Annotated in this window: 14 protein-coding genes; 5 read left to right on the top strand and 9 right to left on the bottom strand. The window is 51.6% G+C overall.

Annotation, left to right across the window (positions count from 1 at the left end):
- Positions 1-10: 10 nt before the first annotated feature.
- Complete coding sequence (locus BLR73_RS12350; RefSeq protein ID WP_091862427.1) at positions 11-1,663, top strand: RagB/SusD family nutrient uptake outer membrane protein; 1,653 nt, start codon at positions 11-13, stop codon at positions 1,661-1,663.
- Between the two features lie 108 nt (positions 1,664-1,771).
- Here BLR73_RS12350 and BLR73_RS12345 read toward each other — a convergent pair whose 3' ends face one another.
- Entirely contained in the window at positions 1,772-2,218 is a 447-nt protein-coding gene (locus BLR73_RS12345) for a nucleoside deaminase (RefSeq protein WP_091862424.1), read from the bottom strand.
- Between the two features lie 115 nt (positions 2,219-2,333).
- Between BLR73_RS12345 and BLR73_RS12340 the strand changes: the two genes are divergently transcribed.
- Positions 2,334-3,047 carry a biotin--[acetyl-CoA-carboxylase] ligase gene (locus tag BLR73_RS12340; RefSeq protein WP_091862421.1) on the top strand — a complete coding sequence of 238 codons (714 nt, stop codon included), beginning with the start codon at positions 2,334-2,336 and terminating at the stop codon, positions 3,045-3,047.
- 54 nt (positions 3,048-3,101) lie between these two features.
- Positions 3,102-3,812: a UMP kinase gene (pyrH, locus tag BLR73_RS12335; protein ID WP_013065609.1), complete on the top strand. Its 711-nt coding sequence runs from the start codon at positions 3,102-3,104 to the stop codon at positions 3,810-3,812.
- Between the two features lie 4 nt (positions 3,813-3,816).
- On the opposite strand, the gene BLR73_RS12330 is transcribed toward pyrH, so the two are convergent.
- From BLR73_RS12330 to BLR73_RS12320, 3 genes are read right to left on the bottom strand one after another with little or no spacing between them, the layout of a single operon-like run.
- Positions 3,817-4,218, bottom strand: a complete 402-nt coding sequence (locus BLR73_RS12330) for a DUF4834 family protein (RefSeq protein ID WP_176763688.1) — start codon at positions 4,216-4,218, stop codon at positions 3,817-3,819.
- Positions 4,219-4,230: 12 nt separating this feature from the next.
- Positions 4,231-4,917, bottom strand: a complete 687-nt coding sequence (gene pssA, locus BLR73_RS12325) for a CDP-diacylglycerol--serine O-phosphatidyltransferase (protein ID WP_091862415.1) — start codon at positions 4,915-4,917, stop codon at positions 4,231-4,233.
- Positions 4,918-4,944: 27 nt separating this feature from the next.
- Complete coding sequence (locus tag BLR73_RS12320) at positions 4,945-5,634, bottom strand: phosphatidylserine decarboxylase family protein (protein WP_091862413.1); 690 nt, start codon at positions 5,632-5,634, stop codon at positions 4,945-4,947.
- 143 nt (positions 5,635-5,777) lie between these two features.
- On the opposite strand from BLR73_RS12320, the gene dnaE reads away from it, so the two are divergent.
- Positions 5,778-9,509: a DNA polymerase III subunit alpha gene (gene dnaE, locus BLR73_RS12315; protein WP_091862411.1), complete on the top strand. Its 3,732-nt coding sequence runs from the start codon at positions 5,778-5,780 to the stop codon at positions 9,507-9,509.
- A gap of 64 nt (positions 9,510-9,573) precedes the next feature.
- Positions 9,574-9,888, top strand: a complete 315-nt coding sequence (trxA, locus tag BLR73_RS12310; RefSeq protein WP_091862409.1) for a thioredoxin — start codon at positions 9,574-9,576, stop codon at positions 9,886-9,888.
- A 29-nt stretch (positions 9,889-9,917) separates the two neighbouring features.
- Here the strand turns inward: trxA and tsaE are convergent, their stop codons facing one another.
- The 5 genes from tsaE to BLR73_RS12290 are packed head-to-tail and all read right to left on the bottom strand — an operon-like array spanning position 9,918 to position 16,299.
- Complete coding sequence (gene tsaE / locus BLR73_RS12305; RefSeq protein WP_013063164.1) at positions 9,918-10,331, bottom strand: tRNA (adenosine(37)-N6)-threonylcarbamoyltransferase complex ATPase subunit type 1 TsaE; 414 nt, start codon at positions 10,329-10,331, stop codon at positions 9,918-9,920.
- 54 nt (positions 10,332-10,385) lie between these two features.
- A complete protein-coding gene (locus tag BLR73_RS12300; RefSeq protein WP_091862406.1) occupies positions 10,386-11,945 on the bottom strand; it encodes a T9SS response regulator signal transducer PorX in 1,560 nt (519 codons plus the stop codon).
- Positions 11,946-11,962: 17 nt separating this feature from the next.
- On the bottom strand, positions 11,963-14,782 hold the full coding sequence (locus BLR73_RS12295; RefSeq protein WP_091862474.1) for a type IX secretion system periplasmic lipoprotein PorW/SprE: 2,820 nt from the start codon (positions 14,780-14,782) through the stop codon (positions 11,963-11,965).
- Between the two features lie 47 nt (positions 14,783-14,829).
- Complete coding sequence (locus tag BLR73_RS14210) at positions 14,830-15,024, bottom strand: hypothetical protein (protein ID WP_139294869.1); 195 nt, start codon at positions 15,022-15,024, stop codon at positions 14,830-14,832.
- 24 nt (positions 15,025-15,048) lie between these two features.
- Entirely contained in the window at positions 15,049-16,299 is a 1,251-nt protein-coding gene (locus tag BLR73_RS12290) for a 3-phosphoshikimate 1-carboxyvinyltransferase (RefSeq protein WP_091862403.1), read from the bottom strand.
- Between the last annotated feature and the right edge of the window lie 110 nt (positions 16,300-16,409).

Below are 16,409 nucleotides of genomic sequence, written 5' to 3'. Positions count from 1 at the left end.
ATATTGAAGTATGAAAAAATATATTAGCAACATCATGGCGGGTTTCATGCTGGTTAGCGCTCCCGCATTGGTATCATGTGGCGAGGACTATCTGAACACCGCTCCTACCGAGTCGATTTCGGCTGATGACGCTGTAGCCACAACCGAGAACGCCTACAAGGCCCTGAATGGTATTGCCAAAACCATGAGCACTCAGCAGGCCGCCTGGGATCAGGGGTGTGCCGGCGAGAACCGCATCATCGCCCTGTACGAGAACTACGCCAGTCAGGACTACTTCTACAACTACTACGCACAGGGTTGGGCTCCTATCATGAACCTGCAGTACTCTCTGCGTAACAACACATCGTACGATGCTTACCCCTGGTTCTACTATTATACTTTGGTAGGACAGGCTAACACCATCATCGCTCGTATCGACGACGCCACTGGCGAAGAGTCGATGAAGAAATTCGAGAAGGCTTCGGCACTCACATTCCGTGCTTACAGCTTCGAGAAGCTGCTGCACTACTATGCTCCACGCTGGCAGGACAGCGACAACGGCAGTGCCAAGGGTATCTGTCTGCGCCTTGATGAGTCAACAGGCGAGCTGCCACAGGCTACTATGGCTGAGTGCTATGCCCAGATTTACAAGGATCTTGACGAGGCTATCACTCTGTTCCAGCAGAGCGGTATGAACCGTGGTACCAGCGAGATTTGGATTGCCAACGAGAACGTAGCGCACGCTGTTTACGCACGTGCTGCCCTGGCAAAGCAGGACTATCAGACAGCCCTTACACACGCACCTCTGGCTCGCAAGGGTTATGCCCTGATGAGCAATGCCGATTACTATGCCGGTTTCTGCAAGCCAACCAGCGAGTGGATTTTCGGTAGCTACGGCGACGCTCAGGAGAACATGTGGTACTGGAGCTACGGTACGCAGTACTCTTGTAACGGCTACTATGCCAACAACACTGCCTGTGGTGCCGGTTCAATCGACATCGAGCTGACCAACCAGATTCCCGACAACGACGCTCGTAAGGGCTTGTTCCTTACACCTGACAAGTTCGAGAACTTCGACCTGAGCGATCCAACCGTTACAGACAACTACTATCTGAGCTATGGTATCATGGGCTTCAGCAACGACAATCTTTGGAACGAGGTTGACGCCTGGGTTGAGAACCGTCACAACTCATCGGCTGCCAGCAGCATGGACCGCCCATACCAGCCTGGTTACTACTACGTAGGTGGACAGACCAAGTTCTACGTATTCGACACTCCAGGTGTAGGCTACCTGCCATTCATCCGCTCATCTGAGATGGTACTGATCGAGGCCGAGGCTAACTACTTCCTGGGTAACGAGGCTGCCGCACAGGCTGCACTGGTTGAGCTGAATGCCAAGACCGGACGTGATGCCAACTACACCTGCGAGAAGACAGGTGAGGAGCTCTTCGACGAGATTGTGAACTACCGTCGCCTGGAGCTTTGGGGCGAGGGCTTCGGTTTCAGCGACTACAAGCGTTGGAACAAGGAGATTTCGCGTAAGGCTCTTACCAAGGGTGGTAGCGCATCTGTTGCCATCGCTGTAACCGTTAAGACCAGCGATCCTAACTGGACATGGGCCATCCCACAGTGGGAGACCGACTACAACGATGCCTTCAGAGACCCAACTAAGGATGCAAAATAACTTTTTAATATCAATACCATAAAAAGAAGTGCGGGATTTGCCATAAAAAGCAAGTCCCGCTATTTTTTTTTCAGTGCGCTACAGCGCTACAGTGCTACAGTTAGAATCTTAGCGTTTGGCCTTGAAGAAGTTCTGCATCAACTCGCGGCATTCGTCCTCTAACACCCCCTGGGTTACCTGGGCCTTGGGATGGAATGCATGGGGAGCCAGCAGATGGTAGCCACGCTTATCGTCGGGGGCACCATACACAATACGGGGTATCTGCGCCCAACCGATGGCACCGGCACACATAGTGCAGGGCTCAACGGTAACATACAGTGTACACTCGGTAAGATACTTGCCACCCAGCGTGTTGGCAGCGGCAGTAATGGCCTGCATCTCGGCATGGGCGGTAACATCGCACAGCGTTTCGGTGAGGTTGTGCGCACGCGACACTACCCTATCCTTACACACCACCACGGCACCAATGGGTATCTCGCCCGCCTCGAGTGCCAAATGGGCCTCGTCTAACGCCATCTGCATGTAGCGTTCGTCTTTTTTTTGTTGTTCTTCCATACTGCAAAGGTAAATAAAATAAGGCACGAATTACGCGAATTAACACGAAATAATAAAAAAATTCGTGAAATTCGTGAAATTCGTGCCTAAAAATAACTAACTTTGCACTCGGAATATGATGGAATTTAAGATAGTGCACGTTGATGAGACCGATTCTACCAACCGTTGGATGAAGGAAAACGGCGAGGGTGTGATGGTGGTTGTGGCTGATTTTCAGACTGCTGGAAAGGGTTGCGGCTCCAACACATGGGAGAGCGAGCGGGGCCAGAACCTGCTTTTCTCGGTGCTTATTCACCCCCAGAAGGTATCGGCACGCACACAGTTCATCATTACCCAGATGGTATCGGTAGCCCTGTGCAACACCTTGCAGCGCTACATACCGCAAACACCCGAAATAAAATGGCCTAACGACATTTACGTAGGCGACAAGAAGATATGCGGCGTGCTGATTGAGAACCGACTGGAAGGCCGTCGTATCAAGGATTGCATTATCGGCATCGGACTGGATGTGAACCAGACGGAGTTTAAGAGCGATGCACCCAACCCTGTATCCATCAAACAGCTGACAGGCCGCGACACCGATCGCGACGAGCTGTTGGCGGCTTTCCTCGACGAACTGCAACGCGCCATCGAAAACAAGGGCATACACCAGGCGTACATGAACCGTATGTACCGTCGCGAGGGACTGCACCCGTTCGAAGCCAACGGCAAGCGCTTTATGGCCACCGTGGTTGGCACTACCGACGACGGCCGCCTGATGCTGCAGGATGCCAGCGGCATAGCACATCTGTACCGATTCAAGGAAGTGGTTTTTGTCATTGAACATTGACCATTGAACATTAAATGGTAAAATAGTAAATAGTGAAATAGTAAAATTAAAGAGATGGCAAGATTTAAGAGAATTCTGTTAAAGCTTTCGGGCGAGAGCCTGATGGGCAAGCAGGGCTACGGTATCGACCCTGAGAGATTGAGCGACTACGCCAATCAGATTAAGGAAATAGCAGGCATGGGCGTGCAGATTGGTATCGTGATTGGTGGTGGTAACATCTTCCGTGGACTCTCGGGCTCACAGAAGGGTTTCGACCGTGTAAAAGGCGACCAGATGGGTATGTGCGCCACCGTTATCAACTCGCTGGCACTGAGCTCGGCTCTGGGTGCTGTGGGTGTTAAGAACAAGGTGCTTACCGCTATCCGCATGGAGCCTATCGGTGAGTTCTACACCAAGTGGAAGGCCATCGAGGCAATGGAGGCTGGCTACGTGTGCATCTTCTCAGCCGGTACAGGTTCGCCCTACTTCACCACCGATACTGGCAGCAGCCTGCGCGGTATTGAGATTGAGGCCGACGTGATGCTGAAGGGCACCCGCGTGGATGGTATCTACACTGCCGACCCCGAGAAGGATCCTACAGCTACCAAGTTCGAGGATATTACCTACAAAGAGGTGCTGGCACGCGGACTGAAGGTGATGGACCTTACAGCTATCTGCATGTGTCAGGACAATAACCTGCCCATCTACGTATTCAACATGGACGTAGTTGGCAATCTTAAAAAGGTAATGGATGGCGAACAGATTGGTACCTTAGTTCACAACTAAGGTATTATTTCACCTCTTCAAACTCAACGTATTCGTCGTCGCCCTTTTCAAAAATCTTTTTTTCATCGGGGCGCTCGTCTACAATAGTTACACCACCACTCGTAGTTGTTCTACGGGTGGTTTTATTTACTCTTTCACCGTCAACATAAGTTTCTTCATGCACATTGCCCTGCTTGTCTCTGTAGGTGGTTCGTGTGGTTGTCTTACCGGTTTTAGCACTCTTAAAGTAATCCTCGCCAAAGGGGTTACGCTCCTTTGCCTCCTGTCGACGACCGCGGCGGTACATATAATCCTCAACATCCTCGCGCATACGCTTCATGTTGCGATACAACACGTTAATAACGATGATAGCGATAACAGCCAGGGCAATGAAGCCAAACACAATAAAGGCCACAAAAGTCTTCATAAAGACCATCTTTTACTTCTTTTTAGTTACATTAGCAAACTCCGACAGCACTACGTACCATGCAATGATGGCCGCAAAGCCGCTTACTCCCAACAGGAGTAACAAGGGTACACACGAGAGTACAAACACGTACTTAATCTCGTTGCCTTTCCACCCCCAGTGCTTAAACTTGAGGGCAAACATAGGTATCTCAGCAATCAGCAGATAACAGCTGATAAAGGTTCCAACCAGAATAATCCACTCCAAACCATCAAAGGCTACCTCGTACTCGGTAAGTCCGCAAACCAGCGAACCCCAGAACAGCGCGTTGGCAGGTGTGGGCAGACCGATAAAGCCTAATGCCTGGCGCTCATCGAGATTAAACTTGGCCAGTCGCAAGGCCGAGAAAGCAGCCATCACAAATGCCAGGTAAGGCATCCAAACCAAGTGGGTGTGGAAGGTGCAAAGATAACTGAACACGATAGCCGATGGGGCAAAGCCAAAGGTGATATCGTCGGCCAGCGAATCGAGCTCCTTACCGATAGGCGATGAAACTCCCAGCAAACGGGCACTCATGCCATCAAAGAAATCGAATACAGCACCGATGATGATAAACAGCAGCGCCATATCAAAGTTAGCCTCGAAGGCGTACAGCGTTGCTATGCAGCCCGAAATAAGGTTGCAGCAGGTTATCGTGTTAGGGATATGCTTCTTAATCATTGAACATTGAACATTGACCATTCAACATTAAGCCAATTTGGCGATGACAGTCTGATCGCCGGTGGTTGGCTGGTTCATTGTAACGGTAGCCTTGGCAGTAAGTGGCAGGTACACATCTACGCGCGAACCTAACTTAATAAAACCCAGGTGCTCGTCGATATAGCACTCCTCGCCATCCTTGGCGTAAGTAACGATACGGCGAGCCATGGCACCAGCAATCTGGCGCACCAGGATATCCTGACCGTCGGCAGTGGTAATCATAATGTCGGCATGCTCGTTCTCCTCGCTGGCCTTGGGCAGCCAAGCCTTGTGATAGTTGCCGTTAAAGTGCTTCACGAACTTTACCTTACCATCAACCGGATACCAGTTGGCATGCACGTTAAGCGGACTCATAAAAATCGAAATCATCAGTCGCTTATCGTGAAAATAGGTATTCTCTTCGGCCTCCTCAACCACTACAATCTTTCCGTCGGCAGGAGCCACCACCAATTTATCGGTATCGCCATTAAAATAGCGGATTGGGCAACGATAAAAGTTAAGTGCAATAAACCATGCGGTAACAAACACAGCCACAAAAATCCAGAACGGAATGGTTGTGTCCAATCCGTACCACAGTAATGAACCTATGCCGACAATCGCCAAGGCACTGAGCGTCAACTCGTTAGTACCTTCGCGATGTATTCTAATCTTCTTGAGTTTCTTTATTCTTTCTCCCATCAGTTACTTTCGATTGTTTCAATTCTGGGTGCAAAGGTACATCTTTTATACGAGAATTACAAACTTTTCACGTTTTTCTTTTGGTAATCTCGAAAAATCGGCGTAACTTTGGACCACAAAAATAAGCATTTCAAGAGAAAACGATGGAAGATTTCGTACATCTGCACGTACATACATATTACTCGATACTCGACGGACAGTCGAGTATCAAAAAGCTTGTAGACAAAGCTATCGGCGATGGCATGAAGGGTATGGCCATTACCGACCACGGCGACATGTTCGGCATTAAGGAATTTCACGACATATGCAACGGTGTGAACAAACAGCGTAAAAAAGACGGACTTGAACCTTTTAAGCCCATTTTTGGTTGCGAGATGTATGTGGCACGCCGAGGCGACATGATGCTGAAAGAAGGCAAGGAAGACCTGGGTGGATACCACCTGATAGTGCTGGCCAAGAACGAGCATGGCTACAAGAACCTGATTAAGCTGGTAAGTAACTCGTGGGTGGATGGTTTCTACAACCGTCCGCGTACCGACCACAAGCAGTTGGAGAAGTATCACGAAGATCTGATTGTGTGCTCGGCCTGTATTGCCGGCGAGGTGCCTGCCAAAATCCTGAAAGGCGACATCGAGGGTGCCCGCAAAGCCATCGAGTGGCACAAGAACCTGTGGGGCGACGACTACTATCTGGAGCTGCAGCGCCACGAGGTGACCGACCCGAACATTCGCGCCAACCGCGAAACCTTCCCCCTGCAGCAGCAGGCCAACAAGGTGCTGATTGAACTGGCCAAGGAGTACGGCGTAAAGCTGGTGTGCACCAACGATAGCCACTTTGTGGACAAGGAGAATGCCGAGGCCCACGACCACCTGCTGTGTCTGGCCACGGGTAAGGATCTGGACGACCCCACACGTATGCTGTACTCGAAGCAGGAGTGGTTCAAGACCCAGCAGGAGATGAACGACATCTTCAGCGATGTGCCCGAAGCGCTGGCCAACACCGTGGAGATATTAAATAAGGTGGAAACCTACAGTCTGGATGCCGACCCAATTATGCCCTTCTTCCCTATCCCCGAGAGCTTCGGTACCGAGGAGGAGTGGCGACAGAAGTTCACCGAGCAGCAGCTGTTTGAGGAGTTTACCACCGACGAGAACGGGCAGAACCCGCTCGACCCCGAAGCCGCCGAGAAGAAAATCAAAAAACTGGGTGGCTACGACAAGATATACCGTATCAAGTTCGAAGCCGACTACCTGGCTAAACTGGCCTACGAAGGAGCCGAGAGACGCTACGGCAGCCCCATACCAAAGGATGTTGAGGAGCGCGTAAAATTCGAGCTGCACATTATGAAGACGATGGGTTTCCCAGGCTACTTCCTGATTGTGCAGGACTTTATCAACTCGGCCCGCGACGAGCTGGGTGTGATGGTAGGTCCCGGTCGTGGATCGGCTGCCGGTAGTGTGGTGGCCTACTGTCTGGGTATCACCAAGATCGACCCTCTGAAATACGACCTGCTGTTTGAGCGTTTCCTGAACCCCGACCGTATCTCGCTGCCTGATATCGATACCGACTTCGACGATGACGGCCGCGGAAAAGTGCTGAAGTGGGTAATGGATAAGTACGGGCACGAGAACTGTGCACATATCATCACCTACGCATCGATGGCTACCAAGAACTCGATCAAGGACGTAGCCCGTGTAGAGAATGTGCCGCTGGCTATATCAAACGCCCTGTGTAAGGCCATCCCCGACCGACTGCCCGAAGTAGATGGTAAAACGCCGAAGATGAACCTGACCAACGCCATCAAGGCTGTGCCCGAGTTGCAGGAGGCCGAAGCATCTACCGACCCGCATATTGCCAACACCATGAAGTATGCCAAGATGCTGGAGGGCACCGTGCGCGGTACTGGTATCCACGCCTGCGGATTCATTATCTGTCGCGACCCGATATCTGACCACGTACCCGTATCAACGGCCGATGACCCCGACTTTAAGGGCACCAAGACCAACTGTACGCAGTACGACGGACACGTGATTGAATCTACCGGATTGATCAAGATGGACTTCCTGGGTCTGAAAACCCTGTCGGAGTTGAAAGAGGCCTGCGCCAACATCAAGCGAACACGCGGCATCGATGTGGATCTGGACACCATCCCCATCGACGACCCCAAGACATACGAACTTTATCAGCAAGGCCGCACCGTAGGTACGTTCCAGTTCGAGTCGCAAGGTATGCAGAAGTACCTGCGCGAGCTGCACCCCACGGTGTTCGAAGACCTGATTGCCATGAACGCCCTGTATCGCCCGGGACCTATGGACTATATCCCATCGTTCATCGCCCGTAAGAACGGCCGCGAGCCCATTACTTACGATATCGACTGCATGGAGAAGTACCTGAAGGATACCTACGGTATTACGGTATATCAGGAGCAGGTGATGCTGCTTTCACGTCAGCTGGCCGACTTTACCCGAGGCGAGAGTGATGCCCTGCGTAAGGCCATGGGTAAGAAGAAAAAGGATATTGTTGACGCCATGAAGCCTAAGTTTATCGAGGGCGGTAAGAAGAACGGTCACGACCCGAAGGTGCTGGAGAAGATCTGGGCCGACTGGGAGAAGTTTGCATCGTATGCGTTTAACAAATCGCACGCAGCCTGCTACTCGTGGGTGGCCTATCAAACGGCGTATCTGAAAGCCAACTACCCTGCCGAATACATGGCTGCCATCATGAGCCGCCGCCGCGACCAGATTACCGAAATTACCAAGCTGATGGATGAGTGCAAGCAGATGGGTATAGCCACGCTGGGCCCTGATGTGAACGAGTCGTACGAGAAGTTCGGTGTGAACCATCATGGCGAAATCCGTTTCGGTCTGGGTGCCATCAAGGGTATGGGCGATTCGGCTGCACTCTCGATTATCGACGAGCGCGAGAAAAACGGTCCGTACAAGGATATCTACGATTTTGCCCAGCGCGTAAACTTCTCGGCTGTGAACCGTAAGGCCTTCGAATCGCTGGCACTGAGCGGTGGTTTCGACAGCTTCGGCATCCGTCGCGAGGATTACTTTGCCAAGAACCCCAAGGGTGAGACATTTATTGAGATGCTGTGCCGTTACGGACAGCTGTACCAGCAGGAGCAGGCCGAGATGAAGAACTCGCTGTTCGGCATGTTTGGCGAGGGTGTGGAGATAGCTCAGCCTCAGCCACCCAAGAACGACATCCGCTGGAGCGACATCGAACGACTGAACAAGGAGCGCGAGCTGGTAGGTATCTATCTGTCGGCCCATCCGCTCGACGAATATAAGATTATCCTCGACAACCTGTGCAACACCAAATGTACAGAATTGGCAGACATCGCCAAATTGGCAGACCGCGAGGATGTGATACTGGGCGGTATTGTAACGGCCCAGAAAACAGGCTTTACCAAAACGGGCAAACCCTACGGTGTGGTTACCATCGAGGACTTCGACGGTTCGGGCGAAATCTTCATGATGGGCGAGGAATGGGGACAGCGCGCAGGTATGTTCTCAATCGGTGCTTCGGTGTATGTAACGGGTAAGGTTAAGAGCCGATTTATGTACAACGAAAATGGCCCGAAAGACCTGAAAATAGGCGGTGTAGAGTTCCTGCAGACCATTAAGGAGCGCGCCATCGACCGCATCACCATCTCGCTGATGACCGACCAGGTGAACGACGAGTTGGTGAACGACCTGACGGAGCTGATAAACGAGAACCCGGGTAAGACCAAACTGTTCTTCCAGTTGCGCGACTCAAGTGGTAAGCATCACGTGCTACTGCGTAGCAAACGCGAGGGTATCGACGTGAAGAATAAGCTCATCGATTACATTAACACCCACGACGGTTTGGCATACAGTATTAATTAATGGCACGCAATTTGCTGGTAACGAGATAGTTCACATAGTATTCACATAATTAAACAAGATTAAGATGGAAGTAACAATCACAAAAGAAAACTTTGCAGAGTTGAAGGCCGGTAACCTGCCTTTGGTAGTTGATTTCTGGGCTACTTGGTGTGGTCCCTGCCGTATGGTGGCTCCCATTATCGAAGAATTGGCCGCTAAGTACGACGGTAAGATCGTGGTTGGCAAGTGCGACGTTGAGGACAACGAAGACCTCGCCGCCGAGTTTGGAATCCGAAACATTCCTACCATTCTGTTCTTCAAGAATGGTGAGGTTGTAGATAAACTGATTGGTGCCCAGTCGAAGGGTAGGTTCGAAGAGAAGTTCGAAGCTCTGGTGTAACTCCGACCAGCACCAAACATATCACTTAATTAGCCGACGGTAACCACACGGTTGCCGTCGGTTTTTTCTTCAATAGTCACCTTAACGGCATCCTCGGGCAGTACCTCCTCAATCAGCTCGGGCCACTCTATCAGGCACAGGCAACCGCTGTAGAAATAATCCTCGTAGCCCATGTCGTAAACCTCCTCCAACTTCTTAATACGGTAAAAATCAAAGTGATAGATGCTCTCACCCTCGCCCGATGTGTACTCGTTGATGATGGCGAAGGTGGGCGATGTAATCACATCCTCTACCCCCAAAGCCTCGCAAATGGCCTTGATAAACGTGGTTTTTCCGGCACCCATCTTACCATAAAAGGCAAACACACGACGATCACCCATCTGGGCAATAAACTCTCGGGCGGCATCCCCGATCTGCTCTAAACTGTTAATCTTAATCTCCATAATATTTTTTCATTTTTACATTTTTTCATTTTTACATTTTTACATTTTTACATTCTACCTTCTTACCTTTTTACCCTTAAGCGTAATCAGCGGCACAATCATCTCCTCCATCGAGATGCCTCCGTGCTGGAACGTGTCGCGATAGTACGATACGTAGTAATTATAGTTGTTGGGATAGGCAAAGAACGAGTCGCCCGTGGCAAACACGTAGCTGGTTGAGAGGTTGGGCTGTGGCAACATGGCCTTGCGCGGATCCTTGATAACCAGCAGACTCTTATCATCATCGTAACTCAGGTTCTTACCCAACTTGTAGCGCAGGTTGGTGTTGGTGTTGCGATCGCCCACAATCTTTACGGGCTGGGTGCAACGAATACTGCCGTGGTCGGTGGTCACAATCACCTTGCAATCCATCTGTGCCAGCTGGCGGAAGAAATCGCTGATGACCGAATGGCGGAACCACGACAGGGTTATCGAACGGTAGGCACTCTCGTTGTTGGCCAGCTCACGCACCATCTTCGACTCGGTACGGGCGTGGCTCAGCATGTCGATAAAGTTAAACACCACCACATTCAGCGGGTGCTTCTCTATCTGCTGCATCTGCTGCATCAGCTTGTCGGCATCGGCCTGGGTGTTTATCTTGTGATAAGAAAAAGTCTCCTTACGGCGATAGCGCTCCAGCTGGGTACGAATCAGCGGTTCCTCGTTCAGGTTCTTACCCTCCTCCTCGTCTTCATCCACCCAGAGGTCGGGGAACATCTCCTGTATCTTGTTAGGCATCAAACCACTGAAGATGGCGTTGCGCGCATACTGCGTGGCGGTGGGCAGAATGCTGTAATACATGTCCTCGTCGATATCAAAGTAGGCACTCAGTTCGCCCGACAGCACGCGCCACTGGTCGTAACGGAAGTTATCGAGCACCACCAGGAACACCTTTTCGCCCGCATTGAGCATGGGGAACACCTTGGTTTTAAATATCTCGGGCGAAAGAACGGGCTTCTCTCCCCCACCTGCTATCCAATCCAGATAATTCTTCTTGATAAACTTGGCAAAGCCGTTGTTGGCCTCCTCCTTCTGCATCTGCAGCATCTCGGTCATGGTGCTTTCGGTGGCACTCAGCTCCAGCTCCCAGTGTACCAGGCGCTTGTACACCAGCACCCAATCATTCCACGTTTTGCAGTCCATTATCTGCATGGCTATCTGCTGGAAGTTCTGCTGATACTGGCTCTGTGTGATTTCTGTTTCGATGGCACGGCGGTGGATATTCTTCTTGAGTGTCAACAATATCTGATTGGGGTTTACGGGCTTTATCAGGTAGTCGGCAATCTTCTGTCCGATGGCCTGCTCCATAATGTTCTCCTCCTCGCTCTTGGTAACCATCACCACAGTGATAGAGGGATTAATCTCCTTGAGTTTGCGCAGGGTTTCGAGTCCGCTGATACCAGGCATCTGCTCATCCAGCAGCACCAGGTCGAAGTTGCGCTGACGGCACAGGTCGAGGGCATCGGTACCGTTGCTAACGGTCACGATCTCATAGCCTTTCTTCTCGAGGAACATGATGTGGCCCTTGAGTTGCTCAATCTCGTCGTCTACCCAAAGTAGTAATCCGTTTGTCATATATCTCTATCTGTTGTTTACCAAAAATCATCATCAAAATCCAGCACCTTCTGCTGCTTTTTCTGTGTGGCAGGTGCGGGCTGCTCGGCGGGCTTAGCTGGCAGTTCGTCCTCAATATCAGGCGCATCCACCGCCTCGGGGTTTATCAGCAGGTTATCCTTGCTAACCTGCATGGGTGCCAGCTCGCGCTCGTAGAACTGCTGATACTCGTCGTAGGTGTACTGGGTGCCCAGCAGGGGCAGATTCTGCTCGCTAACTATCAGGCGCATGGTGCGGGCCGTGTATCGGCGCAGGGTTTCGTTGTCGTACAGCATACGGGCATACTGCAGGGCCTCGTCGTAACTCAGGAATCCGCTTACCAGCATGCGGTTCAGCTCGCCGTCCTGATCTATCTGAATCTCAAAATTACGCACCAGGAAGTTGGTAAAGTTATAGCGAGCCAACTCGAACAGCAGCTGGTTCTGATTTACCGAATCAGGCTGATACACCAGCATAAACAGGTAGTGCGAGCCACGGTCGGTGCTCAGGGTATCGGTGGTGGTAGAATCACGCTTCAGCACAATGTCGCGCTGGGTCCACACGTCGCCGATATCAAACTTGCCACCACGCAGCTTGCGACCATCTTGCACACCTTTGATAATCATACCTGCCAGTGGACTCACTTCGCTGTCGGGGTATTTCTCTACCACCTGCTGCAACTGCTCCAGACAGCCATCGCCATCGCCTTCGTTCAGCAGGCTCAAGCCACTGATAAACACAAATTTATCGCGGTGGGCGCCCTGGGCAAAGCGGGTGGCCGACAGTTCTGTGTTCTGCTTTACCACCAGGAATTCATCGTGCTTAAAGGCATCGTAGGTGGCAGCATAGAGCGAATCCTCTATCTGCTCGCCAAAGCGGGCATTCTCGGCATAGTAGGGGTCGGCTATCAGCAATGTGTATTCGCTGTCGGGGTAGTCGGCCTTCAGGTGGGTCAGGCACTCGGCTGCCTCGGCTGTACGTCCTTGGCGCGAGTAGAGCAGCCACAGGTGATACCACGCCTCGGGGTTATGTTCGTAGTCGGGATAGTCGCCCGTCAGGCGGCGCAGGTATCGCTCGCTGATGTTCAGGCGCTCCATCTTATCCTTCAGGATGATACCGGCATGGAACAACCCATCCTTGATGATATCGTGACAGGCGGCCTGCTGCTCATCGGTGAATGGTATTTGCGCCAGATAGTAGGCACGGTTGTGCGGATCGAGAGCGGTGCTGTCGATGGGGGCAACAATGCTATCGCCAACAGCTTTAGCGGCCTCATCGGATGCTGTTATACTGTCGTTAGCCGCATCGCCCGACGGCATGCGGAGTACGGTTTGGTTACTGCGGCGCCAGTTGTCGATATTCTCTCGGCGGCCCCATTCGCGCTGGAAGGTAGCCTTACCCTGACTCACAGCCGTTGGGTTATAGAAGTACCATGCGCCACTTGTCTGCTGGGCACCAACTGACTGAGGCACAGCGCGTTGGTTAATCGATCCAAAATTTGATTGATTAAATGTCTGCTGGGTATTAGCGGTATTTTCCAGCTCTGCATCGCGTGCCTCCTTTTCCTTTTTCTTCAGTTCTGCTATCACGCGGTCGATGGCTTGCAGGCGCTCTTTCTCGCTCATCCTGGCCAGTTGCAAGAGCGAATCCTGCAGATGCACAGCCTCGGTATAAGGTACCAGTTCGTCGAGCACCTTTGAGCGGCGCGAGAGTTCGTCGTAATCCTTGCGGTCCTTATCCAGCAGTCCGATAGCCTCGCCATAACAGCGCTGGGCATCGGCAAATTTCTCCTGTTCCCAATACAGATTGCCAAGGGTAAGCAGCAGCATACCCTTCTCGATACCATTGCGGGTTGATTTCAGGTTACCCTTTTCGTAGGCGCCGATGGCCTGCAAGGTATCGCCTTGGGCCAGATAGATGTTGCCGATGGCATAGTACACCTGGTCGAGATACTCGGCATTGTTATCGTTGGCGGCCATGCGCTTCAGCTTACCTATCATCTGCTTGCCGTTGTTCTTGGCCAGCACTTCGGTCTGGGCTATGCGGGCGTTAAACTGCAACTCGTAAGGCGGACTGCAGCGTATCACACGGGCAAAAGCCTTGTAAGCCTCTTGCTGATGGCCCATCAGGTTCTGTATCTGTCCCATCAGGTACCACTCGCGGGCACGCTGGGTTTTACGGCGTTCGTGCTTGATGGCCTTGCGCAGATAGGGCACGGCCTTGGGGTAATCGCCCACGCTGATGTAATAGTTGGCGTAGGTGTAATCCCAATCCTTAACGGCACGGAAATCCATCGAGTCGCGACTCATGTTACGAATCACGTCCTCGGCATCGTATCGCCAGCCCAACATAGTGTAGCTTTTGGCCAGCCACGCACGGGCCAGTCCGCTGCGGGCAGGATTGCCCAGGTACAGGCGTGCCATATACGAGAAGGTAGCGGCAGCCTCTTCAAACTGTCCCATTTGGAACTGTGCCTTACCAAGCATCAGCCATGCTTTCCACAGAAACGGGTTCTGCTCGCGCCCCTTCACCTTTATGGTGTGGCGCTGGATGGCTTTCTCCATCTTCTCAACCGTTCGCTCGTAATGCGATTTGCCTATGTCGCGACTCAGTTTGTTGCCAACGGGATAAAGCGGCAACAGCTCGGTAAAGTTATCCTTGTGGCCTTTCTCTTTCTCCAAATTTCCATCCAGAAAGGCCATGTGACCATTATAATAGGTGTTATAGCGGGCGTTGAAGGCGTGCCAGAACCGGCTCTTGGCGGTGTTTTTGTTTTGCGCAAAGCCCATGGTTGCCACCAACGCGACAACCAACACCATGCCCATATATCGCCCATTCCATCTCACTATTCACTCTTCACTAATCACTATTCACTAATACTCTTCTGTTTCTTCTCCTCAAGCAGGCAGTGTATCTTGCACGAGCCCTCGTCGGCAGCTGTGCAGGTAGAGCAGTCGTGACCTTGCTCAATCACATCCTCGCTCTTATCAAACCAGTTGGCTACCAAGGCTATCAGGCCCAGCACCAACAACATGCCTATACATACTAATGCAAACGTCATCGTCTAAAATAATTGTGTTAGTTTTTATTCTTCAATGTTGAATCCTACCAGTTTCAGGTCGTCCCAGAACTTAGGGTACGACTTGGTTACTACCTGTGGATTATTGATAATCAGTCCGTCTTGGCGCAAAGCATAGGGTGCAAAAGCCAATGCCATGCGATGGTCTTCGTAAGTGTCGATACCAGCCTGCAGGTCGGGTTCGCAGCGCTCACCGTCCCAGTACAGCTCGCTGTCGTTGACATCGTGAATCACGTAACCCAACTTCAGCATCTCTTTCTTCAGGGCTGCAATACGGTCGGTCTCCTTAATTTTCAGGGTTGAGAGGCCTTTGAAGTGGAAGGGAATATCGAGTGCGGCACAGGTAACCACAAAGGTCTGCGCCAAGTCGGGGGCATTCACAAAGTCGTACTCCAACTTGCCCACGCCACGACCGTTCTTCTTCAGTGTCACCATCTGCGGTACGCCTTTCTTCTGGGTTTCAAAAGTGGTCTTTACACCCAGCAAGCTGAAGATGTAGCGGGTGGTAGAATCGCCCTGCATCGAACCGTCCATCAGTCCTGTCAGCTTTACTTCGGCATCGCGATCCTTGCTCAGTGCCACCATCTCATACCAGTAGCTGGCACCGCTCCAGTCGCTCTCAATAAAGTAATCGCGACTCTTGTAAGGCTTGTGGTCCACGGTAATCGTATCGGCCGAACTCCATTTGGCTTCGGCGCCGAACTCGCCCATCATCCACAGCGTAAGGTCGATGTAAGGGCGCGAGATGATATCGCCTGTAAGTTGCAGCGTAAGACCCTCTTCCAGCATCGGCCCAATCATCAGCAGCGCCGAAATGTACTGCGAGCTCACGTTGCCAGGGATAGAAAGCTCGCCACCCTGCAGCTTATGACCAGTGATCTTAAGGGGTGGGAATCCCTCCTGCCCTACGTACTCTATCTGTGCACCCAACTTGCGCAGGGCATCAACCAGGATAGCTATGGGACGGTGCTGCATACGCTCGGTACCAGTAATCACATGGATGCCGCGCATCACGCTCAGGTAGGCCGTCATAAATCGCATGGCGGTACCGGCAGCTTTGATATTAATTTCGTCGGGCATGTATCGCAGCGCCTCGATAATCACCTCGGTATCGTCGCAATCACTCAGGTTCTGAGGCAGATTACGACCTCCGCTAAGGGCATAGATAATGAGCGCACGGTTGGATATGCTTTTTGATGCTGGCAACTGGATGGTCTGAGCCAAACGTTCAGGTGCCGTAAGTTTATATTGCTTCATTTCTTGTATATGTCGTTCTAATTGCATGCAAAGATACGCATTTTCGGGCACTAAGCGCTCATTTTTACACATTTTATTACTATTATCCTCTTAATGTGTGTTAATCCTTG

Origin of the sequence: Prevotella sp. khp1 (assembly GCF_900102205.1) — a bacterium.
In the GTDB taxonomy this organism is placed as follows: Bacteria; Bacteroidota; Bacteroidia; order Bacteroidales; family Bacteroidaceae; genus Prevotella; species Prevotella ruminicola.
This window is presented reverse-complemented; position numbering and strand designations above follow the sequence as displayed.

Excerpts from the sequence above, each read along its gene's own strand:
- BLR73_RS12350 (WP_091862427.1), top strand. The coding sequence starts at position 11 with ATGAAAAAATATATTAGCAACATCATGGCGGGTTTCATGCTGGTTAGC.
- BLR73_RS12345 (WP_091862424.1), bottom strand. The coding sequence starts at position 2,218 with ATGGAAGAACAACAAAAAAAAGACGAACGCTACATGCAGATGGCGTTA.
- BLR73_RS12340 (WP_091862421.1), top strand. The coding sequence starts at position 2,334 with ATGATGGAATTTAAGATAGTGCACGTTGATGAGACCGATTCTACCAAC.
- pyrH (WP_013065609.1), top strand. The coding sequence starts at position 3,102 with ATGGCAAGATTTAAGAGAATTCTGTTAAAGCTTTCGGGCGAGAGCCTG.
- BLR73_RS12330 (WP_176763688.1), bottom strand. The coding sequence starts at position 4,218 with ATGAAGACTTTTGTGGCCTTTATTGTGTTTGGCTTCATTGCCCTGGCT.
- pssA (WP_091862415.1), bottom strand. The coding sequence starts at position 4,917 with ATGATTAAGAAGCATATCCCTAACACGATAACCTGCTGCAACCTTATT.
- BLR73_RS12320 (WP_091862413.1), bottom strand. The coding sequence starts at position 5,634 with ATGGGAGAAAGAATAAAGAAACTCAAGAAGATTAGAATACATCGCGAA.
- dnaE (WP_091862411.1), top strand. The coding sequence starts at position 5,778 with ATGGAAGATTTCGTACATCTGCACGTACATACATATTACTCGATACTC.
- trxA (WP_091862409.1), top strand. The coding sequence starts at position 9,574 with ATGGAAGTAACAATCACAAAAGAAAACTTTGCAGAGTTGAAGGCCGGT.
- tsaE (WP_013063164.1), bottom strand. The coding sequence starts at position 10,331 with ATGGAGATTAAGATTAACAGTTTAGAGCAGATCGGGGATGCCGCCCGA.
- BLR73_RS12300 (WP_091862406.1), bottom strand. The coding sequence starts at position 11,945 with ATGACAAACGGATTACTACTTTGGGTAGACGACGAGATTGAGCAACTC.
- BLR73_RS12295 (WP_091862474.1), bottom strand. The coding sequence starts at position 14,782 with ATGGTGTTGGTTGTCGCGTTGGTGGCAACCATGGGCTTTGCGCAAAAC.
- BLR73_RS14210 (WP_139294869.1), bottom strand. The coding sequence starts at position 15,024 with ATGACGTTTGCATTAGTATGTATAGGCATGTTGTTGGTGCTGGGCCTG.
- BLR73_RS12290 (WP_091862403.1), bottom strand. The coding sequence starts at position 16,299 with ATGAAGCAATATAAACTTACGGCACCTGAACGTTTGGCTCAGACCATC.